18 protein-coding genes and 1 tRNA gene are annotated in these 25,232 nt (G+C 56.4%); 13 read left to right on the top strand and 6 right to left on the bottom strand.

Annotated elements, in window-relative coordinates; genetic code table 11:
* Positions 1–64 precede the first annotated feature (64 nt).
* The 3 genes from Fuma_RS24305 to ggt all read left to right on the top strand — a co-directional run bounded on the left by Fuma_RS24305 (position 65) and on the right by ggt (position 3,538).
* Positions 65–1,117, top strand: a complete 1,053-nt coding sequence (locus Fuma_RS24305; protein ID WP_077026403.1) for a hypothetical protein — start codon at positions 65–67, stop codon at positions 1,115–1,117.
* Entirely contained in the window at positions 1,118–1,603 is a 486-nt protein-coding gene (locus tag Fuma_RS24300) for a hypothetical protein (protein WP_077026402.1), read from the top strand.
* Between the two features lie 222 nt (positions 1,604–1,825).
* A complete protein-coding gene (gene ggt, locus Fuma_RS24295) occupies positions 1,826–3,538 on the top strand; it encodes a gamma-glutamyltransferase (RefSeq protein WP_077026401.1) in 1,713 nt (570 codons plus the stop codon).
* A 107-nt stretch (positions 3,539–3,645) separates the two neighbouring features.
* Here the strand turns inward: ggt and Fuma_RS24290 are convergent, their stop codons facing one another.
* Positions 3,646–4,875 (bottom strand): EAL domain-containing protein, encoded by a 1,230-nt coding sequence (locus Fuma_RS24290; RefSeq protein WP_077026400.1) that lies wholly within the window; start codon positions 4,873–4,875, stop codon positions 3,646–3,648.
* Positions 4,876–5,614: 739 nt separating this feature from the next.
* Between Fuma_RS24290 and Fuma_RS24285 the strand changes: the two genes are divergently transcribed.
* Positions 5,615–5,968: a hypothetical protein gene (locus tag Fuma_RS24285; RefSeq protein WP_145944352.1), complete on the top strand. Its 354-nt coding sequence runs from the start codon at positions 5,615–5,617 to the stop codon at positions 5,966–5,968.
* A gap of 548 nt (positions 5,969–6,516) precedes the next feature.
* Here Fuma_RS24285 and Fuma_RS24280 read toward each other — a convergent pair.
* Together Fuma_RS24280 and Fuma_RS24275 are read right to left on the bottom strand one after the other, a co-directional pair.
* Positions 6,517–7,725: a nucleoside monophosphate kinase gene (locus tag Fuma_RS24280; RefSeq protein ID WP_077028525.1), complete on the bottom strand. Its 1,209-nt coding sequence runs from the start codon at positions 7,723–7,725 to the stop codon at positions 6,517–6,519.
* A 589-nt stretch (positions 7,726–8,314) separates the two neighbouring features.
* Positions 8,315–8,399, bottom strand: a tRNA-Leu gene (locus tag Fuma_RS24275).
* Between the two features lie 644 nt (positions 8,400–9,043).
* On the opposite strand from Fuma_RS24275, the gene Fuma_RS24270 reads away from it, so the two are divergent.
* From Fuma_RS24270 to Fuma_RS24260, 3 genes are read left to right on the top strand one after another with little or no spacing between them, the layout of a single operon-like run.
* Positions 9,044–10,774, top strand: a complete 1,731-nt coding sequence (locus Fuma_RS24270) for a hypothetical protein (protein WP_145944351.1) — start codon at positions 9,044–9,046, stop codon at positions 10,772–10,774.
* Positions 10,775–10,778: 4 nt separating this feature from the next.
* A complete protein-coding gene (locus Fuma_RS24265; RefSeq protein ID WP_077026397.1) occupies positions 10,779–12,134 on the top strand; it encodes a DUF1800 domain-containing protein in 1,356 nt (451 codons plus the stop codon).
* Positions 12,135–12,143: 9 nt separating this feature from the next.
* Positions 12,144–13,373, top strand: coding sequence for a DUF1501 domain-containing protein (locus Fuma_RS24260; protein ID WP_077026396.1), 1,230 nt, complete (start codon positions 12,144–12,146; stop codon positions 13,371–13,373).
* Positions 13,374–13,636: 263 nt separating this feature from the next.
* Here the strand turns inward: Fuma_RS24260 and Fuma_RS24255 are convergent, their stop codons facing one another.
* Positions 13,637–14,710 carry an AAA family ATPase gene (locus Fuma_RS24255; protein WP_077028524.1) on the bottom strand — a complete coding sequence of 358 codons (1,074 nt, stop codon included), beginning with the start codon at positions 14,708–14,710 and terminating at the stop codon, positions 13,637–13,639.
* A 188-nt stretch (positions 14,711–14,898) separates the two neighbouring features.
* Here Fuma_RS24255 and Fuma_RS24250 point away from each other — a divergent pair, with 188 nt between their 5' ends.
* From Fuma_RS24250 to Fuma_RS24235, 4 genes are all read left to right on the top strand, one after another.
* On the top strand, positions 14,899–15,804 hold the full coding sequence (locus tag Fuma_RS24250) for a 3'-5' exonuclease (protein WP_099091911.1): 906 nt from the start codon (positions 14,899–14,901) through the stop codon (positions 15,802–15,804).
* Positions 15,805–15,850: 46 nt separating this feature from the next.
* The gene (locus Fuma_RS24245; protein WP_077026395.1) at positions 15,851–16,177 is read left to right on the top strand and encodes an MGMT family protein; all 327 of its coding nucleotides are present in this window, start codon (positions 15,851–15,853) and stop codon (positions 16,175–16,177) included.
* Positions 16,178–16,198: 21 nt separating this feature from the next.
* Positions 16,199–16,879 (top strand): uracil-DNA glycosylase, encoded by a 681-nt coding sequence (gene ung, locus Fuma_RS24240; RefSeq protein ID WP_077026394.1) that lies wholly within the window; start codon positions 16,199–16,201, stop codon positions 16,877–16,879.
* A 201-nt stretch (positions 16,880–17,080) separates the two neighbouring features.
* Positions 17,081–18,673, top strand: coding sequence for an N-acyl-D-amino-acid deacylase family protein (locus Fuma_RS24235; protein WP_077026393.1), 1,593 nt, complete (start codon positions 17,081–17,083; stop codon positions 18,671–18,673).
* A 763-nt stretch (positions 18,674–19,436) separates the two neighbouring features.
* Here the strand turns inward: Fuma_RS24235 and Fuma_RS35725 are convergent.
* Positions 19,437–22,268, bottom strand: coding sequence for a serine/threonine-protein kinase (locus tag Fuma_RS35725; protein WP_179954421.1), 2,832 nt, complete (start codon positions 22,266–22,268; stop codon positions 19,437–19,439).
* A 141-nt stretch (positions 22,269–22,409) separates the two neighbouring features.
* Here Fuma_RS35725 and Fuma_RS24225 point away from each other — a divergent pair, with 141 nt between their 5' ends.
* The gene (locus tag Fuma_RS24225) at positions 22,410–23,150 is read left to right on the top strand and encodes an RNA polymerase sigma factor (RefSeq protein WP_083732626.1); all 741 of its coding nucleotides are present in this window, start codon (positions 22,410–22,412) and stop codon (positions 23,148–23,150) included.
* A gap of 160 nt (positions 23,151–23,310) precedes the next feature.
* On the opposite strand, the gene Fuma_RS24220 is transcribed toward Fuma_RS24225, so the two are convergent.
* Positions 23,311–23,583 (bottom strand): ferredoxin family protein, encoded by a 273-nt coding sequence (locus tag Fuma_RS24220; protein WP_077028521.1) that lies wholly within the window; start codon positions 23,581–23,583, stop codon positions 23,311–23,313.
* A 110-nt stretch (positions 23,584–23,693) separates the two neighbouring features.
* Here Fuma_RS24220 and Fuma_RS24215 point away from each other — a divergent pair, with 110 nt between their 5' ends.
* Positions 23,694–25,211: a sigma-70 family RNA polymerase sigma factor gene (locus Fuma_RS24215; RefSeq protein WP_077026391.1), complete on the top strand. Its 1,518-nt coding sequence runs from the start codon at positions 23,694–23,696 to the stop codon at positions 25,209–25,211.
* The last annotated feature ends 21 nt before the right edge of the window (positions 25,212–25,232 follow it).

The raw sequence follows: 25,232 nt of genomic DNA, 5'->3' as shown, positions 1-25,232 counted from the left end.
AATGACCTGTCCCTGAAACCTGTACCACCTCACGCATTCGTTTACATTGCCTGAGGGAATCAATGTGGATTGCTACCTCTACCGCGGCGTCGATTTAGAAGGGGATGAGTGGTGGCTGGCTTTTGAAAAAAAACCGTCTATGAAGTCAGGGAATTTCAGGATCTTTTTCTCTTACCACGAAGACAAGAACGAACCGTTTAAGGAGTGGCTCGTACCGAATGGCAGTCGTCGACTCAAACTGACCAACTCAGCGAGATTGCAAACTTTGGTGAAGGCAAAGTCAGTAAACTTGAATTTAATTAGTGCCGGCACAGTTTCTAGTGACGATGAAGCATTCGCTGTAGAACTTGAATGGAACAGCATTGCTCCGGACCTTAGGGAACTGGCCGGCGAACGTGACGTAATTGACTTGGTGTGGTATCGGGAAGAAAATCAACTTCGGTTTGGCCTCCCGAATACGCCATTTAATGCGTCGCTAGCCCATGAACTCGGACTTCCCGATGATTCGCTTCTGAATGGATACATTGGTTGGCAGACTGAAGCTCGACAGATAACATTCCGAGGAGGATTCGCCGACGAATACTGGCATGACGGTTCATTTGATCTGCAGAATGTGGGAGTGTTGTTCTCTGATTCCCTGAACTCCCCCACTGATGAACTGTCTACCGCAATCAAATCAGTGTCTCTGCCACAACGGTCGTTCGTAGAGGTCCGTCGGACACAGTCCGACGAGCGCACTGTAGTCGTCACGACACAACCAATCCAATTCTACTCAGCAAACGCGTTTCGCTATTACTGGCAGGCCCAAATTACGGCGAAACCAACGGGCGTTAAGGAGCTTGACGTCTCTGTCGAAACAAGTTTCGGTACCCGAAGCCGATCTCAGACCATTGAGCAAATAGTCTGGAAACATCGAACAGTTCATTCTGGACAGTTGCGTGACGGCCTTTGTGTCGATTCATATCGCGTGAATGTACCGTATCAAGTCGGATTGAATGGTGGCGACACCGGCAGTCGTGTGCTCGTTGCGGGTGGTGGCCGCTCCGTCGCAGAGCGGTTTGACAATTTTGAAATCGTATTGTTCAAGCTACTACGAACCGCACTATTAGGAGACTAGATGGCTCGCCGATCCTATAACACGAAGGGCATTCGCTTTTGGATTTTCGCAGCTTGGTGTGCGATGATGGTTGTTTATGTCAGTTTCTTCTTTGTGGTTGGAGCTGTTCCGAGCTTGGGCGTAAACCGCCAAGAGGCCAGTGATGTAGCAGTTAGAACGATCTTCATTCACTTGCCCGTCCTCGCTGCGTTCGGGAGTTTTTGGTTTTCAATCGATCAAGATACATCCGCGAGTCAGTTTAAACCGAGTATGCCGAAGCAAGAAGCCTATGCGATTTGGATGCTTACAGGCTTGGTGCATGTGATTGTCGTTCTGTACCTAGTGCTGTTCTTAGTTGCGTTTCCACCCGATTTTCCCGACACCTACGAAGATTCATTTCGAGGTATCGCCAATTTCGGAGTTGACCTCTTGGTTATCTTGTCGGGATTGGCTTATTTGCCTGTCGAGTTCTTAACACGTCGAAAAGTTGTTCTCACGGACGGATAAGCTTGGTTGTTGGTGGAAGCCATTTGGGTAAGGATCAGAGTTGAAGAAACGGTGAGCGAGTCGTAGCTGGAATGCACACATTACGGCGGGAGACGCTGTCGGCGGGAATGAGCGGATCGGAAACCCTACGTGCCACTGACTCTGCCCAGTGGCACACGTCAACCTCGCTCCGTTCTATAGAATAGACAGTGCCACCCTGCCGACTCATTCACCATCTGGCATCTGGTTCCACCAATGAAACAACTACTCCATCTACTCGCTGCGGTGTCGCTTCTTGTTCATTCCTGCCACGCCGGTGACCGTCCGACAGGTCGAAAATTTGCCACTCGTTCGGAAGTGATCGCTCGTCACGGGATGGCCGCCACCAGCCAACCGCTGGCGACTCAAGTTGCGCTCGACATTCTGAAGCAGGGTGGATCGGCTGTCGATGCCGCTATCGCTGCCAACGCAACTCTGGGGCTGATGGAACCGACCGGCAACGGAATCGGCGGAGATCTGTTTGCCATCGTGTGGGACTCGAAAACCCAGAAACTGCACGGACTGAACGCCAGCGGCAGGTCGCCCGCAAGTCTCACGCTGGAAGAATTTCGAAAACGAGACCTGGAGTCCATTCCACCGTTTGGTCCGCTGCCGGTCACCGTGCCAGGTTGCGTGGACGGCTGGTTTGCACTGCATGGTAAGTTCGGAAAGCTTCCAATGAAGGATGTGCTGGCTCCGGCGATTCGCTATTGCGAAGAGGGCTTTCCGGTTTCTGAAGTGATCGCAGCTGGATGGCGAGGCAGCAGGAATACTCTCAGCAAATATCCGGGCTTTCTTGAGACGTACTTTCCGAATGGCAAGGGCCCGGCCACCGGCGACATTTTTCGCAACCCGATGCTCGCCGCCACATTAAAGCAAATCGCCGTTGGAGGCCGCGACGCATTTTACAAAGGTGAGATCGCTCACACGATTGCCGACTTCATGCAGAAGCACGGTGGTTTTCTGAGTTACGAAGATCTTGCCAGTCATCGCTCGGAATGGGTCGAACCGGTGTCAGCCAATTATCGCGGCTACGACGTCTGGGAGTTACCGCCCAACGGCCAGGGCATTGCCGCGCTGCAGATTTTGAATGTGCTGGAAGGCTATGACCTGAAGACGGCCGGATTCGGCAGCGCCGACCACCTCCACTGGTTTGTGGAAGCCAAGAAGCTGGCGTTTGAAGACCGAGCTCGCCTATACGCAGACATGGACTTCGCCAAAGTCCCGGTGCAGAAGTTGATCTCAAAGGAATACGCCAACGAACGTCGCAAGCTGATTAATTCGAATAAGGCTGCGGCGGAGTACTCCGTCGGTCTTCCTCACGCACTTGAGGAAGGTGACACCATTTACCTGACCGTGGCGGACAAGGACCACAACATGGTCTCCCTGATTCAGAGCAACTATCGAGGATTTGGAAGTGGCATGTGTCCGGACGGGCTGGGCTTCTGCCTTCAGGACCGCGGTCAGTTGTTTGATTTGGCCGAAGGACGCTTCAACACTTACGCACCGGGGAAACGCCCGTTCCACACGATCATTCCAGCGTTTGTCACAAAGGATGGTAAGCCGTTCATGAGTTTCGGCGTAATGGGCGGAGCGACTCAGCCACAGGCTCATGTTCAGATCATCGTCAACATGATCGATTTCGGGATGAACACTCAGGAAGCCGGCGACGCTCCCAGAATCCTTCACCAAGGCTCATCTCAGCCGACTGGCGACCAGATGACGGATGGAGGCACGGTGGCTCTGGAGAGCGGGTTTGGCAAAAAACCAAGAGAAGCGCTGAAAGCGCGAGGCCACAAGCTGAAGCCCGCCCCGGGGAGTTTCGGTGGCTATCAGGCCATCCGCTACGACGCCGATCGAGACGTCTACTTTGGCGCGTCGGAATCTCGTAAGGACGGGCATGCGGCTGGGTACTGACGAGATGTCAGTATCGCCGAAACGGTTTGATTCTCCGGCGCTGCAGAGTGACTTTTGCGGCCCCTGAAACGCCCGGTCTATCTTCATTCGCAGGTCAGGATGTCAACTCAGACTTTTCGATTGGCACCAGCCATTGCTTCGACTTCCATCGTCGCCATGGAGCTCATCTTTTCCTGCCAGAATTCGCGAGGCTGCGGTCGGCCGAAGAGGTAACCCTGAACGAGATCAAATCCCAGCTCTTCGCAGATCTCAGACTGTACCTGTGTTTCGACGCCTTCTGCCAATGCGATCACGTCCAGATCGTGAACCATATTCAGCAACGAACGAACACTGGCTCGATGCGGCTTCGATGCATTCTCCAGGCCGCGGACGAAGGACAAGTCGAACTTCAGGTATTTTGGCGGGACTTCAAACAGCTCAATCAGGCGAGCCTGGCCAGCACCGAAATCATCGTAGGCCAGATCAATATTCAGATCGCGAAGCACCGCCTGCAGCTCCGTTAGGTAGGCCACTGATGTAATTGCAGCTTCGTGAATCTCAATGACGATCGACGTCTCCGGGTAGTCGTCGCGTAGTTCACGCAGCGATTCGAACAACCGCGGCGTACCAACCTCAACAGCGTGAGTATTCAGGAAATAGCAGCCAAGCGGGTCCAGTTGAATTCCGGAGAGCAATCCTTCCGAGCGACAGACTTCGCTGAGCTTTACTTCGGCATGTCGAAGATTTGCGATGCGGAAGATTCGGTCGGGAAACTCCAGCCCCTTGAGTTTGCTGCGAACCAAAACTTCGTAGCCGACGGTGGCCCCATTTGCGAACGCCACAACCGGTTGAAAATAGGGCTCAATGTCCGGGCGATTGAGTAGTTGGTCGAAGCCTCGAAACAGAATTGCGTTTTCAGGCGCGGTGGCAAACTGTGTTTTTGTCGCAGGGTTGCCGGATGGTTTTTGCGGCGACCGTTTCTGGTCAAGCGAGTACACCATTTGGCCAAAGTGGATGACATCACCACTGAAGACTTCGGTTGAGCCATTTACGCAGGCACCATTGACCAGCGTCCCGTTTGTGCTGCCGGAATCGCTCAAAAACAGCCGGTCTCCCTGGAATTCGAATGCGGCATGATTTCCCGAGACTGTCGGGTCTGCGACACACAGATCACAATCCAGTCGCCTGCCAACACTAAACCTGTCGCCAGCGATACGAGTCCGATGTTGGTCGCCTCCGTTTTCGGATGAGCGCACAAGAAACCAGATTCCGCAGCGCTCACTGGTAGCGTCGTCCCTGCCCTTCAGTTGACTGAAGTCAAGTAGTGACTGCTTTACGGTGGACAGGCCATGAGACATCAGAGCGTGTTTCGAATTTCGATGCTTGCTTCCGCACTGCGATCATCTGCGCAGCAAGAAACTCTGGAGGTGAACAAACTATGCAGAACTTAGCTTTCAGATCGCCGACTCAATTCCACAAACGGAGTTTCAGCGACGCAAACGCGGCTCTCAGCAAAGGAGAGCGACACTTGTGCTGAATCTAACGGTTCGCTGAGGGCAGGGTTTGCCCGGGGTATCCACGAGTCCTCGAATACAGGAACTCGCTTACGTTGTCATTTCCCCTCCTTGGCAGTCATCGTCCCGTCCTCCCAAACATCCCCCAACGTTAAAAAAAGGGCTGACAGATGGGAGATTTCGTTCTACCAATCCCGCCCCGGCAGGCGAAACCTACGCTCCCGTGCTCCCATTGTCGCTGTACCTACCAGACCCACCTACCACGGGCCGGTGTATTACCAGGTTTTGTACACGCGCCCCACCATGGCACCGAGGGTTTGATAGGGGTAAACCATTGCGCGTATGTGCCTAGCGCAGCGGTACCGCGATCGGCGCTAAGACACTGTCACCCTAGATTTCAGAAAAAGCGGCGAGTCAGGTCGCCGCTAGAAAAGGGAAGAATTTTGGCAATCTGGGGATCGGCTATTGCAACAGCCCTCCGCCGTTGATAAATTTGGTTCATTAGAATCACTAATTAGCATTTAGTTAGTTACTAATTAGCAGCGGGTCGGGCACAAAAAAAATGACGTTTGAACGCCGAAAATTGGACTCTTCCAAAGTGTCAGCAGTGCTGCAGCACAAATGGTCCAAAGACATAATGGACGAGGGGTACATCCCCTTTCCCAAAAGGCTGCTCCGCGTTCTGCCGCAGTTCTTTGGAGACGTAAGCCTACTGCAGGTGGTACTTGCAGTTGTCGATTATTCGCGTCCGGACTTGACGCATCCGGCGAGCTATGAACATTTGGCGTTTATGGCTGGGATGCCGGTCGAAGAATTTCGGAAGGGCGTGACGCGACTTAAGCAGATCGGCTGGGTGAAGACGATGGGCCCAGAAGACGCCGTCTGGTTCGATTTGGACCGGCTTAAGGAGTTGATCACCGATGCGACGACCAATTGATTTGCGGCCAGGTACAGAGTTCGCAAAGTGAAGCAGGATGGAGCCAACCCGTACCGGCCCGCACCATCGGCGGTGATTCGGCCCCGCGAGCAGCATCATTGGCTGCGACCGTGGGGAGAGTTGGCCCATCCGAGCGAGACTCAGGGGGAGACGGCGGTTGTCATCCGGATGATGACCGCACCGTGTTGTGAGCACGGTGACGTATGCATGCGTCGGCCCTCTGGGTCTTTATTATAGTCCTTTGAAGAGAGCTTGAACACACAGAATCGGCGTTTTGGGGCTGGTTGTTCGGGTTAGCTACACACGCCCCACGACGGTTCTGAGCCATAGGCACGGGCGAAAACACCTACAGTGTAAACCGGCTACAACATGAGAAGATTATGTGCACACGGCGGGGCGGCACTATCGCCCCCCCCCCCCCCCCCCTGGGAACGAAGCGGAACTATTGAGTGCCGCTGCCCTGCCGGTCCATCCACGGATCGGCGTCAAGACGCAACACTTTCAAAGCCCGTGGCACACGCGCATCGATTCGTTCTGGACGGACGACGTTATGCGCCCCCGCGACGGATTTCGCAGCCGGAGAATCGGATTTGGAAGCGGTAAATCTTCTTTGTTGAACACGTGATTCGCCCTGTCTTCAGATCGACGCTTTCCGGGATTTCAGCGCGATTCACGTTGGCGACGGCTCGGTAGCCGCGTTCCGCGAATATGTCGACCACCATCGCCAGGGTCAGCGGGTCGTCGAACACTTCGTCCTCGGAATTCACAACCGCCAACCCTGGAATGGCATGGCAACTGACGATGGGAATGAAACGCTCCTGCAACAGCCGCAGCACTTTGTGAAACAGTTCGCGGTGTTCCAGTTGATAACTGTCCATCCGCTTGACGAGTTCCTGGCGTGCGTGTGTGACCAGTTCGCTGGCGAGTGGCAAACGCCTGACGGCATCGTGAGTCGCCGGATCGAGTTCCAGTGATGACTGGTAGTCCAGTTCGTTCCGAATATTTCGCTCAACGCTTTCAATCGTTCCCTGAGCGTTGACGAAGTGGTAGTGATACACTTCCTTAAGCGACTGAAGTGCTTCCCATGTTTGCTCCTTGAACACCTGGTAGCGGCGTTTGGCGGCTTCCGGGTCCAGGTCGGTGGCCCGCACTTCGCGGAGTTCGACGCCTTCGGCCGCGGCTCGGGCATTCCATTCGGCGATCTCCCGCCCGCGATGCAGCTGTCGCTCGACGCTGGTCTTTTCGTCAACGAACAGAACCATCACATGAATGGTTGGCTTGCGAAAATTTTTGGCCAAAGGTGTTTGGTGGTACTCGCGGTAGAGCTCGTTCATTTTCAGGACCAACAACTTCAGGCATTCCACCTGAACTCGCGTCCGAGGAAAGCCATCGAGCACACAGCCGTCACGATATTCTTCCTCCAGCAGCTTGCGGAACACGAGCCCTACGACTTCGCGGTCGCCCACCATGCCGCCCGCTTCCTTGATGCGATGCGCCTGCGGAGTGTTCAGCAGTGAACTAACGACGATCGGTTCGCAGGTCAGGTCACGAGCCTTCATGATGAACCCGGTGTTGGTGCCTTTGCCGGAACCCGGCGCCCCACCGAGCAGAATCAGTTCCTTGGAAAACCGAAGGTTCTCCTGCCCGAACTCCGCTGCCAGTTCGTTCCACACGGTCGTAAAAATCACCTGAGCATCTTTGACCTCAAGATGTTCCGTGGACTCGGGCGGGATCTCCAATGCTTTCTCCTGTACCATCTTGAACTCCGGACCTGTCGCTTCGTGAGTTTCCGTGACTATGCCTGCCGACGATTGCCCAACGTCCGGAACCGTACACCGCGCGATTATTGGCAGAGTCACTGCCAGTCGCGAACGGCTGTTTTCGATCAGCTCGCAAATGGAGCGAATCGAAAAACGCCTGGGCTGTCTTCAGCACTTTGTATCTTTATCAATCGCGATGTGTCGCCGCACTTCCGTGACCGAAGATCGGGTCCGGTTCTCGATCACTGGAATGAGTTGCGGTCAGCCGGATGCGATCACGCAGTGTCAACTCGGACGCCAATCCGACATCCGCTGACCCGTCGGTGGCAACATCCGCAGACCGCTGCACCGCCACGTTGTCGGCGTCTGCGAAATGCGATTTCTATAGTCAGTGAATGTCGTGATTTCGGGGACGGATTAACTTCGTGTCAGGAACCAATGACCGGATTTGGTTCCGCTCTGAAGTGTTGGCGACAGAAGCTACGCATTGAGTTTCGTAATCAGTGCCACCCCCGCTGTTCGCCATCATCGCGAGGCGCGCATAGAAAAAGCCGCCTGAGGGATACTATCACTCAAGCGGCTTTTTTGCCCCGGAGAGGAGTCGAACCTCCACGTCCATTACGGACACATGAACCTGAATCATGCGCGTCTGCCAATTCCGCCACCGGGGCTCGGTGGTGAAGTCGTTTTTCAACAACTTCTGGCACTCAACAGCCAGCGGCGATCGAGCGGTGCGAATGCTACTCTCAGCAGACAACACAAACAACCGCGAGGTTCGAAAAAGACCTGGAACGCATCACAGAACCTGGATAAGCCGCGACGTTTGGGACTGCGTTTTCGACAACGAGAAGAGTCGCCGCCGACAAAAAAAGTCGTCGTCAGTGACGAATGCCGCTGCCCGAGACGCATCCGCAAGCGTCCCGGAGGGTTGCGTCAGCAGCGGCCATTCTGCGGCGCATTCATTCCCCCGACAGCGCTTGGCGACTTGTCTTAAATCCCTTGATCTCGATTCCAGCGGCCGTACCGCAAGGCCGGCGGCAACGCAGGGGCTCGCAAAGAGACCTTCCCGGTTGCGAATTACGTGGCAAATCTGGTGGAACTTGCGTATTCTCGGAAAATTCGCCAGGAACAGCGGTTATCCGGCGAAACCCAACCCATAGCGGACCGCCCTGCTCCAGTTTTACAGACGACGCGTGACTTCGTTCTGGCCACGCTGATCAATCGGGGCCGGTGCGCAAACGGCTGATTTCTCTGCGGGATTGCTGCATTGGACCGTAAGTCACATGGCTCGCCGCCAACACGACAGGAAAACTTCATGATGCGACGCTCAATGGTTTTCGGATGGGTTTGTTTGGTGGTCGGCAGCGGCGTGGTTTCGGCGGCGGAGCGAGTGGCCACGAAACTCTTTCCGAAGTCCACCGTGCTGTATGCTGAAATTGCGAATCCGCCATCGCTGCTGGCCGCGGTGTTTGATCATCCGCTGAGGCAGAAGATTGAAGCTCTGGAACCGTACAAGCAGGCGATTCGCACGGACAGCTATCGGCGCTTTCTGACCGGACGAAAATTCGTCGAAATTCAGCTGGGGATGGAATGGCGAGAAGCTCTTGAAACTCTGACGGCCAACGGAATCTATGCCGGGGTAGACGCGGAAACCGAAGGCCTGGCGATTCTGATTCACGCGAAGGACGCTGATTCGCTTGATCTGTTCAAGGCCAAGCTGCTGGAATTAACCAAGCTCGGCAAGAACCCGGACCAGATTAAGCAGGGTGAATACCGAGGCATCCCGGCGTACGAAGCGGACAAAACCAAGTTTGCCGTGGTCGATGACTGGTTGCTGATCACCAACAAATCGGAGACCGGCCAGGAAGTACTGGACCGGCTGATTGATGGCGAAGGCGATTGTCTTGCCGATGCCGAAAGATTTCAGTCAGCCCTCAGCAAGCGACCGGCAGACGCGACCGGCTGGGCCTTTGCCGATTTGAAAACGTTGCGAGACGCGGGTGTCGCCAAGAAGCTGTTCGCCGGTGAGACCGAAAACCCAGCCGTGGAACTGCTGGTCGGAGGCATTTTCAGTTCGCTACAGCAGTCACCTTTCGCAACGGCCAGCTTACGCGCTTCGCAGGCAGGTTTGGGTTTGGAATTTGCCATGCCGCACCAGACCGACTGGGTTCCGGAAGAACGTAATTTCTACTTCGGGCCTGGCGGGACCGGTCGAGCGCCCGCCGTGCCGGAAGCTAAAGACACGCTGTTTACGCTCAGCACGTACCGCGATATCTCGGAAATGTGGCTGCGAGCGGGCGACTTGTTCAACGAACGCATCAACGACGGTTTTGCCGAAGCGGATGCCAATTTAACGACGCTCTTCGCCGGTCGCGATTTCGGCGAAGACATTCTGGGCTCGCTCACACCGGAAATCAGCTTCATCGCGACTCGCCAGGACTTCAGCGACGTTCTTCCGATTCCCGCCATCAAACTGCCTCAATTCGCACTGGTGCTGGAATTGAAGGAGCCGGAATCGATGACTCGTGAACTACGGCGGACGTTCCAAAGCATGATCGGTTTCTTCAACGTGGTCGGTGCGATGGAAGGCAATCCTCAACTGGAACTGGGGATGGACAAGCTGGCCGACGGAGCGGAGTTAATCACGTCGGTCTACATCCCGGAAGACGACGAAGCGGAATCGAAACAGGCAAACATTTTGTTCAACTTCTCACCGTCGGTCGGTTTCGCGAAGGAACGGTTTGTGGTGTCGAGCACCAACCGGTTGGCACGCGAGCTGGTGCAGGCCAAGGCGCCGCGACGAGCGAACGATACCGTCAACACAGACTCGCTGTTGAAGGCGGATGTTCTGAAGACGGTCCTGACGGACAATCGAGAGCAGCTGATTTCGCAGAACATGCTGGAAGACGGGCACACGCGAGAAGAAGCGGAGGTCGCCATCAACCTGATGCTGGAACTGGTGGGCTACTTTCAGGATGCGTCGATGAAGCTGAACGTGGCCGACGACGAACTGGGCCTGAAGATGGAAGTACGTGTGAAGGACTGATCCCATGAACGAAACCATCGATCCCGTTTGGGCATGGGCCGAATACCAGCCGACGGCGCACGAGCCGTGGGACGTGCGTCGAGCGGCTCATCTGTTTCGTCGAGCGGGCTTTGGAGCCACGCGGGCGGAATTACACGCCGCTGTTGAAGCCGGCTCAGCGGCAACCGTCGATTCTATTATGCAGTCGACGACAGAGCCCTCTGAATTTTTGAAGGAAGTGGACGCTCTTGCCACGGCGACTTTAGCCACGGGCGACGTTCAGAAACTGTCTGCCTGGTGGGCGTACCGCATGCTGGCCACTCCGGCACAGTTGCTGGAAAAGATGACTCTGTTCTGGCACGGCCACTTCGCAACCAGCGCGGCCAAGGTGGACGACGCGCAACTGATGTTCGCTCAAAACAACCTGTTGCGCGAACAGGCATTGGGTGACTTTTCTGCGCTGTTGCTCGAAATTTCGCGTGACCCGGCCATGTTGGTGTACCTGGATTCGGCGTCGAACCGGAAGGCTCACCCCAACGAAAACTACGCTCGCGAAATTATGGAACTGTTCTGCCTGGGCGAAGGCAATTACACCGAACAGGACATCCGCGAGCTGGCTCGATGCTTTACCGGCTGGGAAATCAAGCGAGAGAAGTTTCGGTTCAATCGCTATCAGCACGATACCGGGCCGAAGAATGTGCTGGGTGAATCGGGAAAATTTGGTGGCGAAAAGGGAGTGGAAATCGTCGCCGCTCAGGACGCCGCGCCGCTGTTTATCGCGACAAAGCTGGTGACGTTTTTTGTGATGGAAGAACCTCAGCCAACCGAAGACTTGATCGCTCCACTGGCTCAGGAACTGCGCGACAACGACATGCAGATCGCTCCTGTCGTACGCAGAATTCTGTCCAGTAATCTGTTCTGCTCGAACATGGCGATTGGTCGGAAGGTGCGATCGCCGGTGGAATTTGCGATCGGTTTCCTGCGATCGCTGGAAGGTTCCACCAATTCCTATGAGCTGGCGGAGAACCTGAAGACGCTTGGTCAGGGCCTGTTGTATCCACCCAGCGTGAAGGGGTGGGATGGCGGTCGTACGTGGATTAATTCCTCGACGCTGCTCGGTCGGTCGAATCTGATTAGACATCTGCTGGACAGCGACAAGACTCGGTTCGGCCGCGAATCGCTGGCAGACTATCTGCGCAGCCAGGGCGCGCAGAAGTTCGACGATGTGATCGATTTGTTCGAAGAGACTTTGTTCGCCGTGAAAATACCATCTGCTGCGCGAGACCGCGTTCGTCAACTGGCGGGCAATAGCGGCGGCGAAGACAAGCTTAAGGACGCCGTGCACGCGTTGTGTACGTTGCCCGAGTTTCAATTGGGTTAAGGTGCTGTTATGTCACATTCTTCGCGTCGACAGTTTCTGACCACAAGCGCAGCGGCGACGTCTGTATTGACGTTTGGCCGCCGTGCACCCGCCTTCCTGCAGCAGGCGGCGGCGGACAGCCAGTCGGACGGACGGATACTGGTTGTTGTCGAAATGGCGGGCGGCAACGATGGGCTGAATACCGTCGTGCCATACACCGACGATGAGTACCGGAAGGCTCGGCCCGAACTGGCGATCGGCAAGTCGGACGTACTGAAGATTAACGACAATCTGGGCCTGCATCCCGTGATGACGGGCTTCGCCGATTTGCTGGAAGCGGGGCACCTGTCGATCATTCAAGGTGTCGGCTACGACAACCCGAATCGGTCTCATTTCGAATCCATGGACATTTGGCACACCTGCCAGCGCAAAGACGAAAATCGCATTGACGGTTGGCTGGGCCGCTACCTGCAGGAAGCCGGTCAAGCGACTTCGTCTGATCCGGCCGGTTTGCACCTTGGCGAAGACAAGCAACCCTTCGCATTGATGTCGCGCGATGCGCGAGTTCCTTCGATTCGGTCGCTCGATCAATTTCGACTGAATGGCAACGAAACCGCAGCGTTCCGCAAAGCCGTTCGAGAACTCGCGGACGCTCGCCGCGACGGCGGGAACGATCTATTGAGCTTTGTGCAATCGAGCACCAGTTCGGCCATCACCGCCAGCGAACGCATCGAAGTGGCCGGGATGAACTACAAACCGTCCGGCGAATATCCGTCCACCGCTCTGGCCAACAAACTGCAGACCGTCGCAAAGCTGATCAATTCCGGCCTCACCACACCCGTCTACTACGTCCGCATCGACGGTTTCGACACGCACGCTCAGCAGGACGGAGCTCACCAATCACTGCTCCGGCAGGTGAGTGATGGCGTCAGCACATTTCTGAAAGACATGATGGCTCACGGACACGGCGACCGCATTCTGTGCCTGTGCTTCAGTGAATTCGGCCGGCGCGTGGCCGAGAATGCCAGCAAAGGCACCGACCATGGCACGGCCGGCCCGGTGTTCCTCACGGGAACTCACGTGAAAGCAGGTCTTATCGGCCAACACCCAAGCCTCCGCGATTTGCAGGACGGTGACCTCAAGCACCACACCGATTTTCGACAGGTCTACGCCACCGTGCTGGAGCGGTGGCTCAAGTGCGATTCTAAAGCCATCCTGCGCGGAAAATTCAATCCCCTCAACGCCCTTCCCCCTACTTAGGCCGGTGAGCACCGGCGGGCGGTTGGCGTGGTGGCCGGGTGACGGTGTGTGGGCTGAAGCGCCGGCGGGGCTCCCGTTGGTCGCGGGAGATGCGACGTGGCGAAGTGAGTCAGCTGCATACTCCGTGGATTGACTGAAAGCAGAATAACGGAACGACCATCCTGCATAGCTGAACTCCGTAAATCAGCCCCCCTCCGCGACCAACGGGAGCACCGCCGGCGCTTCCGCTGCCATCACGCCAACCGCCCGCCGGGGCATCCCGGCTACTTGCCCGTGCGCTTGCGCGCTTGTTCGTGCAGTTCGACGGGGACGAATTTCAGAAGCCGCTCGATCACGTCGTCGGGAGTGATTCCCTGGCTGTCGGCTTGAAACGTGGTCATGATTCGGTGTCGCAGGACCGGCTTGGCGACGTACTTGATATCGTCTGTCGTTACGTGAAAGCGGCCTTCCAGCAGCGCTCGCGCGCGAGCTCCCAGAATCAGATACTGGCCTGCTCGCGGACCGGCGCCCCAGCTTACGAGTTCTTTGATAAAGGGGGGTGATTCTTCTTCTTTGGGTCGAGTGGCGCGCACCAAATCGCGAGCGTAGATGAAATTGTATTCGGCACAGGGGACTCGACGAACCACTTCCTGCAGCGCCTGAATTTGTTTGCCGGTCAGTACTGGGGTGAGTTCCGGTTTTTCGTTGCCCGTCGTTTGTTTCAGAATGCGAAGCTCTTCGGCCGCTGTCGGGTACCGTACCAACACGTTGAACATGAAGCGGTCGAGCTGTGCTTCTGGCAGAGGATACGTGCCTTCCTGTTCGATTGGGTTTTGCGTGGCGAGTGTGAAGAAGGGATCCGGCAGGCGGTAGGTGCTGGACCCGACTGTCACGTGTCGTTCCTGCATGGCTTCCAGCAGTGCGGCCTGAGTCTTCGGGGGCGTGCGGTTAATTTCGTCCGCGAGCAACACGTTGGTAAACAGCGGGCCCTGAATAAACTGAAACGTCTTGCGACCAGTTTCTGCGTCGTCCTGTAAAACGTCTGTACCGGTGATGTCTGACGGCATCAGGTCGGGCGTAAACTGAATGCGGCGAAACGCGAGCTGCAGAATGGACGCGATAGTGCTGCACAAGAGTGTCTTCGCGAGCCCCGGGACACCCACCAGCAGGCAATGACCGCGGCAGAACATGGCGATCAGCAGTTCGTCGACCACTTCGTCCTGACCGATAATGACTTTGCCAATTTCCTGGCGCATTCGCTGGTAGGCGGCGGTCAATCCGCGAATTGCCTGTTCTTCCAGTCGTTCTGGTGCAACATCTTCACTGGTGTTGGTACGCTTTGCGGGACGATCTGACATGCGGGTTCCGGATGACGTTGGTCTGGAAGAACTGTGGTGGCGGGCCAGCGGGTTCGCTTTCAGGCGACCCATTGTTTACGTTGAGTTTTTTGATTGCAGAGCGACCAGCGGGGGCGCTTCCGAGCGTCAGCTCGAATGGTCTGAGGCACCAGCCTCCGGATTATGACAGAAAGATGAAAGGTAAGAAAATGAGCGACGTACGGTACCTCATCTTTGACGTGGAAGCTGTGGGCGACGGCGACTTGATTCAGCGAGTTCGTTATCCGGACGAAGAACTGACGCCGCGCGAGGCGATTGAACGGTACCAGGCCGATCTTCTGGAACAAACGGGCCGCGACGTGATTCCGCCCACCTTTGTGAACCCGATTTCTGTCGCCGTCGCCAAAGTGGCGGCCGATTTTCGGATGCTGGATTTGACGGTGCTGGACCCGCCGCATTTTCGTCCTGAGCAAATCATCCGTCGTTTTTGGCAGGGCTGGGAACACTACGGCAAGCCAACCTTCGTGACTTTCAACGGCCGCGGTTACGACCTGCCCGTGATGGAACTGGGCGCGTTTCGGCACGGTATCAGTCTGCCCGCCTGGTTCAACGTCGAATCGCGTTCATTCGAGCAGGCGCGAAACCGGTACAACATCGATCGGCATCTGGATCTGCAGGACCTGTTCTCCAACTTCAGCGCGATGCGTGTGAACGGCGGGCTGAATCTGATATCGAATCTGATTTACAAGCCAGGCAAATCGGGCATTGATGGGTCTCAGGTGCAGGGACTGTACTTCGATGGCCAGGCCGACAAGATTAACGACTACTGTCGCTGCGACGTGCTGGACACCTACTTCGTGTTTCTGCGAAGTCGAGTTCTAATTGGTCGCCTGTCGCTTGAGGATGAACAGATTCTGGTGGATGACACTCGCGAAATGCTGAAGTCGCAGGCGGACGACCATCCGGCTTATGAACACTACCTTGAATACTGGGACCGCCGCATGGAACAGGAAGCAGCGGCGAAGGCGGCGTCGGCAGAAGCAGACGCCACGCATCAAAATGAAGTGACAGAAGACGCTGAAACGCTCGCACCTGTGGATGAAAGTACGGAGTGAGGCGCTGGCGAAAGCCGGTCCGCCAACGTCACGTGTGAGACAGTGTATGTCTACCGCTGCTGCGAAGATTACGGCCGTCGTTCGACGCATTCCGCCAGGCAAAGTCGCGACTTACGGTCAGGTCGCCTCACTGGCAGGTTTGCCAAAGAACGCGCGACAGGTCGGTACCGTGCTGAAGTCGCTGCCGGACGATTCCGGCGTCCCGTGGCAGCGAGTCGTGAATTCTCTGGGGCGGATCAGCGAACGGGATTCGTCGACGTTCGAAGGCCTGCAGCGTTTTCTGTTGGAAGGCGAAGGCGTTGTCTTCAGCGAAACGGATCGCATTGATCTCAACGAATACCGATGGCAACCAAAGCGCCGCGCAAAGAGTTGACCGTTTCGATAAGCTGCCGAAATGAATGTCGATAACCTCCCCGACTGTTGGCGAACGTCGCTAGCTGATGAATTCTCTCAATCACGGTTTCAGCAGTTGCAGCAATTCGTGTCGCGGGAACGTCAATCCCACGACGTGTTCCCGCGCGAAGATGATGTGTTCAATGCGCTGCGGCTGACTCCGCTGAATGACGTTCGCGTCCTGATTTTGGGGCAGGATCCGTATCACGATGATGGCCAGGCTCATGGCTTAAGCTTTTCTGTGCAACGCGGCATCAAGATTCCGCCGTCGCTGCGTAACATGTTCAAAGAACTGCAGGCCGATCTTGAAATCCCGCCAGCTGAACACGGTTGCCTGGAAGCCTGGGCGAAGCAGGGAGTGCTGTTGTTGAACACGGTGCTGACCGTGCGAGCCCACGAAGCAAACTCACATCGGAAACAGGGTTGGGAAGAATTCACGGACCGCATCATTGCGTGCGTCAACGAACTTCCGGCCGTCGCGTTTGTGCTGTGGGGCAAACCAGCTCAGAAAAAGGCGGACCTCATTGATAGCCGTCATTTGGTCATCCAGTCGCCTCACCCTTCACCGCTTTCTGCGCGGCGAGGTTTCTTTGGCAGTCGGCCGTTTTCGAAAATCAATTCGTGGTTGGAAGAACACGACATGTTGCCAATCGATTGGCGTTTAGAGGCGTTGTCGGAATAATGATCGCGGTGGTCTGACCTTCGTTCGACCGTCCCAGGTTATATGAGCCGCAAGGCGCTAGCCGCGGGTCTTGGCAATGGAAACATTGGCGAACCGATGCCGGCGGCTAGCGCCTTGCCGCTCACAAGCACAGGAGTTTTGTCAACCTGGGACAGTCGGATTAGACTGCCACCACTCGTCACTTATCAGCCGGAGTTATTCATGTCGCGTATTGTTACGTTTTGTTATGTGCTTTTTCTGGCACTGTCTTCGTCGCACGCTCAACCGATCGAAGCTGATATCGTGTTGAAAGGTGGCACCGTCATTGATGGTTCCGGCGCTGAACGAAGGCTGGCGGACGTTGCGATTTCTGACGACAAAATTGTAGCCGTCGGTCCTGATCTGAATGCTACGGCTCCCTGGGTGATTGACTGCACGGGCCTGATTGTCTGCCCCGGCTTTATTGATCTGCATAATCATTCTGACACGCCGATCACAAAGCCGGAAACGCGAGCGGCGGTCAACTATCTGACTCAGGGTTGCACCACGCTGGTCACCGGAAATTGCGGCAGCGGTCCCGTCGTCACGGGCAGCTACTACAAGAAGATCGACGACCACGGAGCCGGCCCGAATATCGCTCACCTGATACCTCAGGGATCGCTTCGCAGGCGAGTGCTCGGATCAGACAACATTCAGCCGGACGACAGCCAGCTTCAGGAGATGCTGGACCTGGCGGAAAAGGCCATGCAGGACGGAGCGTGGGGCATGTCGACGGGACTGATCTACGTGCCCAGCTCGTACGCTTCCACAGAAGAAATTACGGCCATCGCGAAAGTCGTAGCGAAGCACGGCGGCATCTACGCCAGCCACATTCGCGGCGAAGGCACGGGTGTGTTGAAGTCGGTGGATGAAGCTCTGCAAATTGGCCGGGACGCTGCCCTGCCGGTCCATATTTCGCACTTCAAATCAAGTGGTCGAGATGCATGGGGGTTGGTGCGCGAAGCCGCTCGAATGATTGCAAAAGAACGCGAAGCTGGTCGAAATGTGACCGCCGACCAGTACCCGTATGTTGCGTCCAGCACGTCGCTGGGAGCCACCCTGCTGCCCAGTTCCGCTCGCGCGGGCGGCAACAAACAATTGATCAAACGGCTGGACGATACCGAAACCGGACCCCGGCTCAAGGAAACCATTCGCAAAGCGATTACGAAGCGAGACGACGGAGCGGCCGTACGGATTGCTCGCTACAAACCGAACCCGTCGTGGGTTGGAAAGAGTCTCGCCGACATCGCAAAGGCTGAAGACAGGCCTGCCGTCGATATCGCGCTGGAGATCTTTAGGGGTGGAGACGCGTCTATCGTTAACTTCAGCATGAATGAAGACGACGTGCGACATATCATGGCAATCGACTGGGTCGCCACGGCATCTGATGGTCGAGCGTACCTGCCAGGAGCTGACCGCCCTCACCCGCGCAACTACGGCACGTTCCCTCGCAAGCTGGGACACTATGCTCTACAGGAAGAAGTGCTTTCGCTGGAAGTCGCTGTCCGCAGCATGACCGGCCTGCCCGCCGAAATCCTGCGAATGCGAGACCGAGGACTGATCAAAGAAGACCTGATGGCGGACATCACCGTCTTCGACCCAAAACGATTGAAGGACGAAGCCACGTTCGACGATCCGCACCGTTACAGCAGCGGCATCCGCTATGTCTTCGTCAACGGAGTTCCCGCCATCAGCGCCGGCAGTTTCACAGGAGCTTTGGCGGGCAAAGCGCTACGTTTTGAAGAACCAACGCCGTCAACGGCGGACACGGAATAGCCGACCTGTGAATTGGGCAGACGATTCGGAACGCGAGGAAGCGCAGGTACTAACCGAGTTATCTGACATGCTTTCGCTCATGAAGCTACGTGCTGAAGTCGCCGAACGCGGCCGGAAATGAGCGGGCACATTCCAACACCGCTTGTTCGTGATGTCATTGAACGAGCCGGTGGTTTGTGATGAACCGCACCGCCATTATTTCTATTTGCCGAGAACTGGCGATTCCCGGGAAGTTCCCGCCGTCGTAGCATGTCCTAAACGTCATCAGCGCGGGAGGCTACACAAGCTGGCCTGATGCACAGTTTGCAACTACAGATTGAGACTTGTTGCGCTGAAGCTGCCCCGGATGGGGCAAAGCACATAGCCTCGGGCGTCAGCCCGAGGAACGCCCGCATGCACGATGACAGAGCCCCGAATGGGGCGATAGCGGGTCGGGATCGCGCAGTCCGTGTAGAAACTGCTGTCGCCCCGTTCGGGGCTGTGAGTCGGCGATCGGGGCCACCTTCCGTCGGCTGACACCGACGGCTAAGTGCTACCGCCCTCTGGGCGAATCGCAGGATGGTCGCACAGCGGCGCGGCAAATGTTTGACATCCCGGGATATCAAACCGCCCAAATTCCGCCTTGTGCATCAGGCCAGCACAGCCTGTTGTGAACCGTGCCTGTTTCCTTGCGGAAGCGGCGATGATTTGAGTCTCTCATCGCTGTGCGGGCAACGGATTCGGCAATCGCGATTGACGCATTTGTCGCCGTACTTTGCTGCGACTATGGTTGATTCGATTCGGGTTCGTTGGCGGAGTCAGCGGCTGACGCCTCGTCGCCGTTCGTCTGTTCGGCGTCACCGGTGGACTCGGGTTCAGGGTCGAGCATGAGTACGGACGTTTCGGGCGTGAGAATGCCGTCGATCTTCCAGTTGTTGTCGACCCGGCGGAACACCAGCGGTATCGGAGATTTGTCCGCCAGTTGGATTGTTCCCTTCGCAGAGATTCCGTCCTGCTCATCCACGGTCGATTCGAAGTTGTCGGTCTCAAAGATCGGCAGGCCCGGCTTTCCGAGTGCCTGATTCATCAGCATGACCGTCAGCAGCAGATATTCGGTTGCTCCGTCTTCGAACGTGTGCAACTGCGGGCGGACAGCCGCCGCTCTGTCGGAATAGCCGGGAAAGCGTGGGATATTGTCTGCTACGGCCCCTGCTGACTGATAAGCCTGTTCGCGAAGGCGGTCCCCAACAGTCGTGACGCCATTCCCCATTTCCAGAATGCGAGTGTAAAAGTCGGGCTGGATCACAGTAAACGACGGATGCTTGGCGACCAATTCGAACGCCTGTTGAGCAGTGGCTTGCTCATACTTCCGGCCTTCCCCTTCAAGTGTTTTTGCGAAACCGGTCCACACATCGAACCGAGCGAGTGGCGTGAACTGTTCGATCAGCGTTTTCCAGTCTTCCCGAGCAAGCGCGGACCGCGCGTTTTTGATGGCAAGGTATGGTGTGTTTTCATGGTTAAAACGAAGCAGTTCCTCCGACAGTTCCGGGGAACTTGGGATCACGCGAGCCTCTTTCTTGCCCGGATTGCCCGCGATCTCTGCTTCGACCCATTTTCCGACTCGGCGCAGCCGTACCGTGGCATCGACGGCGAATTCTCCCAGTGGTGCGGTCTCAGAAATGGATGGTCGCCAGCCGAGCAGGCCGGGTAGTGAGTGCTCTGCATCTCGCCAGTACTCGGGCTTTAGCTTTTGCCGGAGGATGCGTTGCTGTTTCACGTCGACGGCTTCGTCCAGCCGCGTCCAGAGTTCGTTTTCCAGCCGCTCCCATTCGTTGTAGAAGAGATAGATTGTGGTGGTAACCGAATCATCCTTGCCGACGGTGATTTTGGAGTAGTCGGATTCGAGCTGCAAATATTTCTGATGGGTGTCGGTGAGGATCTCGCTGACCATGATGCGCTGCTCGTTGGTGAATCCTTGCACCATGGGGGACAGCCAGGCTTCCGTGCCTTCGATGAGGATGGCGGGACGGGGTGGGCCACCCATTCCCATGCCAAAACCACCATAATCCATTCCCATGCCCATATCATAGCTACCGCTGTCATAGCTATCTGCGGCCATCCCGCCCGGTCCGCCTGCCATCATGCCGCCGCCCATTCCTGGGGCATAATCACCCATGCCGCCGCCCATCATGCCTTCCATGCCACCAAGTCCGCCCATTCCCGTTTCGCCCATTCCGATGCCACCGCCCTCACTCAGTTGCCGCTTTGCATCCCTCAGTTGCCTGTCAAGATCGAGGGCGCGTGCTTCAAGTCGTTGGGCTCGCACATCAGCCATCTGTTTTTCGTAGTCCTGCAGTCTCCGCAAATTGTTGAACGTGGCCCACAGCAACAATGCGGGTAGCACTGCCCCCAGAACGAACCCCGCCGCAAAATTAAGCCGCTTCCAACGTCCGGGCGCTGCGCGATGAACCTGTAGTAGCGCACCGGTGAGCGCCGCGACGGCTACCCCGATGGCCAACTGCTGATCCGTCTCGCCAATGCCCATCACATACAATGCGAGTGTCGTACCCACAAATGCCCAACACACAATCAGCAAACGCACGCTGCGCGATGCGAGATTCGAACCGTTGAAACGGCTGGCGTCTGCGGCCGCAGTCGCACGAGCTGCGTTGATCGCATTCATATCGGTGCGAACGTCGCTGGCGTGCTGATAGCGGCGACTCGGTTCTTTTTCTAACGTGCGAAACACGACCTCGTCCAGCCGCGCATCCAGTTGAACTTTTTCCGACGGTGCCTGAAACCTTCCCAGTGGAAGTTCGCCGGTCAGCAGTTCGTAAAACACGACGCCCAGCGAATAGATGTCCGCTCGATGATCGATGACCGGCTGGCCTTCGATCTGTTCCGGAGCCATGTATGTCGGCGTGCCCATCAGTTGATGAGTTCTGGTGAGTGTCGGAAGGTCGGCCGGTTTGCCCAGCAGTCGAGCCAGTCCGAAGTCCGCAATTTTAACTCGACCACGCTTGTCGATAAGGATGTTTTCCGGCTTGATGTCGCGATGCACGACGCCTTCGTCGTGAGCGAACTGCAGCGCGTCGCAAAGTTGTCCGACGACTTCCAACGCTTCGGCCGGAGCCAGTCGCTTGATCGGGTCGGCCAGCGATGCCTGCCGCAGCGTGACTCCGTCGACGTACTCCATCAGGATGAAGTACAGCCCGTCACGTTCACCGAATTCATAGACGGTGACGATGTGCGGATGCGACAACGAAGCCAGCAGCCGAGCTTCTCGCAGGAATCGTTCGGTGAAACTCGGATCGCTGGCGACAGCTTCCGGAAGAATTTTTAACGCGGCTGGTCGGTCGAGTTCCTTCTGGCGAACCTTGTAGACGGCTCCCATCCCGCCCTGCCCCAGCAGCGATTCGATGTCGAGGTTCGGAAACCGGCTGACCAGTTGATCAATGGGCGGTGGTGTCCAGTTTTGCAAAGCCGGATTACCACCGAATGTGGAGTCCTGCATCCCTTGTTGCAGCAGGCAGGCCGGGCAGAATTCCTGACCGTCTTTTGACAGCATCTCGCCATTGCAGGTGGGGCAAAGGCTGGTCGCAGTTGATTCGGTCATGAACTTCTCCCGGAGCAGTGACATACAGAATAGCAGTTGGCGCGGGTTGTTGCCGTCTCTACTATCAACAGAAGCAACGGGCGGTATTCGTTACCGAAAATCTTTCAGAATTCTGTACGGGGGCTTCGATTGGCAACGCCGGTGATCAATTCGCCCTCAAACCGACCCGCCGAACGGCGATTCGCGACGACTCGCTGGAGCCTTGTGCTGCAGGCTCGAGGCAGCGGATCTTCGCCGACGGCGCGACTGGCGTTGGCCGAACTTTGCGAATCGTATTGGTTGCCGCTGTATGCGTTTGTCCGGCGTCACACGCGAGACATTCATGAAGCTCAGGATCTGACTCAGGCGTTTTTTTCTCAGTTGCTGTCGAAGAAGTACCTGAATGACGTCCAGCCGGATCGAGGCCTGTTTCGTTCATTCCTGCTGGCAGCGATCAAGCACTTTCTGTCGAACCAACGGGACCGAGAAAAAGCTTTAAAACGGGGCGGAGGTGTCATAATTCAGTCACTCGACTGGCAACGCGGCGAAGAACGAGTGAGTGGCCAGTTGTGCCACGACATCACGGCCGAACGATTGTTCGAACGAGAGTGGGCGTTGGCGCTACTCGATCGAGTACTGGAACGACTGAAAGCCGAACAGTCTTCGCCACGAAAGCAGGCCGCATTCGAAGTCCTCAGCGGCTGTCTGGCAATAGACCGCGCGCAGATCGATTATTCAGCGGCTGCAGAAACTCTACAGCAAAGCGAAGAAGCCGTTCGAGTGGCCGCTCACCGATTGCGAAAACGATACCGCCATCTGCTCCGCGATGAGATCGCTCATACGACAGCGACGCCAGACGACGTTGAAGCCGAACTGCGTTCGCTGTTCGAAGCGTTGCGATGACTTCAGTTGCCGAGAAATAAGTCGACGGACGCCCGTGAAGGCCTCGCCAAAAAGAGGGCTGAAGGTTCGATGGCAGGCGCAAACGGCGGATTAGAAATTCGTTCTTGAGCAATGCTACGCAGGTCACAGCTCTGCGGGTCTTCGACAGTGAGTGACCGAACTACTTTCTCCGGTCCTTTTTCTCACAAATGTTCGGGCATTTTGGGCTCATTTCGGCGTTAAGCGCAATGTAGTCGTGCCATTTTTCGGGCACGCTGTCTATGTAGAAAATGGCTTCTGTCGGACACTCAGGGACGCAGGCTCCGCAGTCCAGGCATTCATCGGGATGGATAAACAGAATCTGCTCGCCCTCGTAAAAGCAGTCGACAGGGCAAACCACTACGCAGTCGGTATACTTGCAGTTGAAACAGGGTTCGGTCACAACGTGAGTCATCAGAAATTCTCCGGTACCTGGTCGAAAGACAAACGTGTCTGACCGTTGATGCAGATCCGCGGCTGATACCGGACACGGATTTTTCAAAAAGATCGGAATGGAACGAAGTCGTGGCCTCGCGATCGAAATCACGCCCGCCGGAAGCTCCGTCGTCGGCTCGGCTGTTCGCGAGTCTTGTCGACGGTGAGTCAAGCGCCGCCGATGACATCTTTCACCGCTATCTGCAGCGACTGACTCGGCTGGCACGGACACGACTGGCACCGCAACTGAACGCTCGGACTGATCCCGAGGACATTGTGATGTCCGCCTACCGTAGCTTTTTCGTCGGCGCGGCGGCCGATCGTTTTCGCATTGACAAAGCGGGCGATCTGTGGGCATTGCTGACCACGATTGCGATGAGAAAACTGTATCGCACGGTCGCCCATCATCAGGCTGAAAAGCGTTCCGTGGATCGCGAACAAATTGTTCCCGAAGGCCAGCCCGATGGCCAATGGTTCCGCTCTGATCAGCCGACGCCGGAGGAAGCGGTCGCTCTTTCGGATGAACTGGAACGCCTGCTGGCGAGTCAGACTCCTGTGCATCGCCGCATGCTGGAATTGCGTCTGCAGGGCTTTTCGCTGGAAGAAGTCGCTGCGGAAGTCGGCGTGGCCGAACGCACAGCGCGGCGAGCGCTGCAGCGCGTGCGCGAACAACTGATGAGCGACTCGGACGTGCCGACGGAATTTATTATTTCCAGGCCCTCAGATGTGCTGCAGCGTCGAGAACCAAATGAATCCGAGAAAGCTTTGACTGCGGCGAAAGTTCCTTCCGCTGGCAATACGGACTTCACGCATGACTTTCAAGATCTGTTGCTGACTCGCATGGTCGGTGCAGGCGGCATGGGGAAGGTCTATCTGGCTAAGCAAGTGGGCCATGAGGTGCCGGTTGCGGTGAAGTTTCTGCGGAAATCACTGCAGCATGATCCGGCATCTATAAAGCGATTCCTGCAGGAAGCTCGGATGATCGGCGAACTGTATCATCCGCATATCGTGCCATTGCACGGTGTCGGTTGTACGTCGGGCGGTGTCCATTTTCTGGTGATGGATTTCGTTGACGGTCAGAATCTGGCGACACTGATCGCCGCTGGTGAGTTGCCTGTGGATCGCATTCAGCAATGGATGATTCAGGTGGCGGAAGCGTTGCAGCACGCGCACTCACGAAGCATCGTGCATTGTGATTTGAAGCCGGCGAACGTCATCGTCGACGAATCCGGTTCGGCGACCGTCACCGACTTCGGACTGGCTCAATCGTTGAGCAGAACAAACCTCGTCGCGCCGATAATGGCAGGCACGGCCGCATGGATGGCTCCGGAACAAATCGACGATTACTTTGGGCCAATCTGTGTGCGAACAGACCTGTACGGATTCGGAGCGTTGCTGTACACATTGTTGTCCGGCCAACCTCCGTTTGCCGGTCGGACAATTGCTGACAGGTTAACCAACGTGGTATCCGGCCGCGGCCTCGTACCTGTTTCTGAATGGCGTGCGAATGTGCCGCCGTCTCTTACGAAACTGTGTATGGATTGCCTGCAGCGCGATGTGGAGCGGCGACCGAGTTCGATGGGGGAGATTTTAGAACGACTTCACTGACGCTTTTCTTCGCCCAACTCG

The organism is Fuerstiella marisgermanici (assembly GCF_001983935.1).
GTDB classification, from domain to species: Bacteria; Planctomycetota; Planctomycetia; order Planctomycetales; family Planctomycetaceae; genus Fuerstiella; species Fuerstiella marisgermanici.
Note: the sequence above shows the minus strand (reverse complement) of the source record. Positions and strands in the feature narration are given on the sequence as shown.

Coding starts and splice junctions, on each gene's coding strand:
- Fuma_RS24280 (WP_077028525.1), bottom strand. CDS start 7,725: ATGGTACAGGAGAAAGCATTGGAGATCCCGCCCGAGTCCACGGAACAT.
- Fuma_RS24300 (WP_077026402.1), top strand. CDS start 1,118: ATGGCTCGCCGATCCTATAACACGAAGGGCATTCGCTTTTGGATTTTC.
- Fuma_RS24220 (WP_077028521.1), bottom strand. CDS start 23,583: ATGACTCACGTTGTGACCGAACCCTGTTTCAACTGCAAGTATACCGAC.
- Fuma_RS24235 (WP_077026393.1), top strand. CDS start 17,081: ATGTCGCGTATTGTTACGTTTTGTTATGTGCTTTTTCTGGCACTGTCT.
- Fuma_RS24255 (WP_077028524.1), bottom strand. CDS start 14,710: ATGTCAGATCGTCCCGCAAAGCGTACCAACACCAGTGAAGATGTTGCA.
- Fuma_RS24290 (WP_077026400.1), bottom strand. CDS start 4,875: ATGTCTCATGGCCTGTCCACCGTAAAGCAGTCACTACTTGACTTCAGT.
- Fuma_RS24265 (WP_077026397.1), top strand. CDS start 10,779: ATGAACGAAACCATCGATCCCGTTTGGGCATGGGCCGAATACCAGCCG.
- Fuma_RS24260 (WP_077026396.1), top strand. CDS start 12,144: ATGTCACATTCTTCGCGTCGACAGTTTCTGACCACAAGCGCAGCGGCG.
- Fuma_RS35725 (WP_179954421.1), bottom strand. CDS start 22,268: ATGACCGAATCAACTGCGACCAGCCTTTGCCCCACCTGCAATGGCGAG.
- Fuma_RS24270 (WP_145944351.1), top strand. CDS start 9,044: ATGATGCGACGCTCAATGGTTTTCGGATGGGTTTGTTTGGTGGTCGGC.
- Fuma_RS24245 (WP_077026395.1), top strand. CDS start 15,851: ATGTCTACCGCTGCTGCGAAGATTACGGCCGTCGTTCGACGCATTCCG.
- ung (WP_077026394.1), top strand. CDS start 16,199: ATGAATGTCGATAACCTCCCCGACTGTTGGCGAACGTCGCTAGCTGAT.
- Fuma_RS24250 (WP_099091911.1), top strand. CDS start 14,899: ATGAGCGACGTACGGTACCTCATCTTTGACGTGGAAGCTGTGGGCGAC.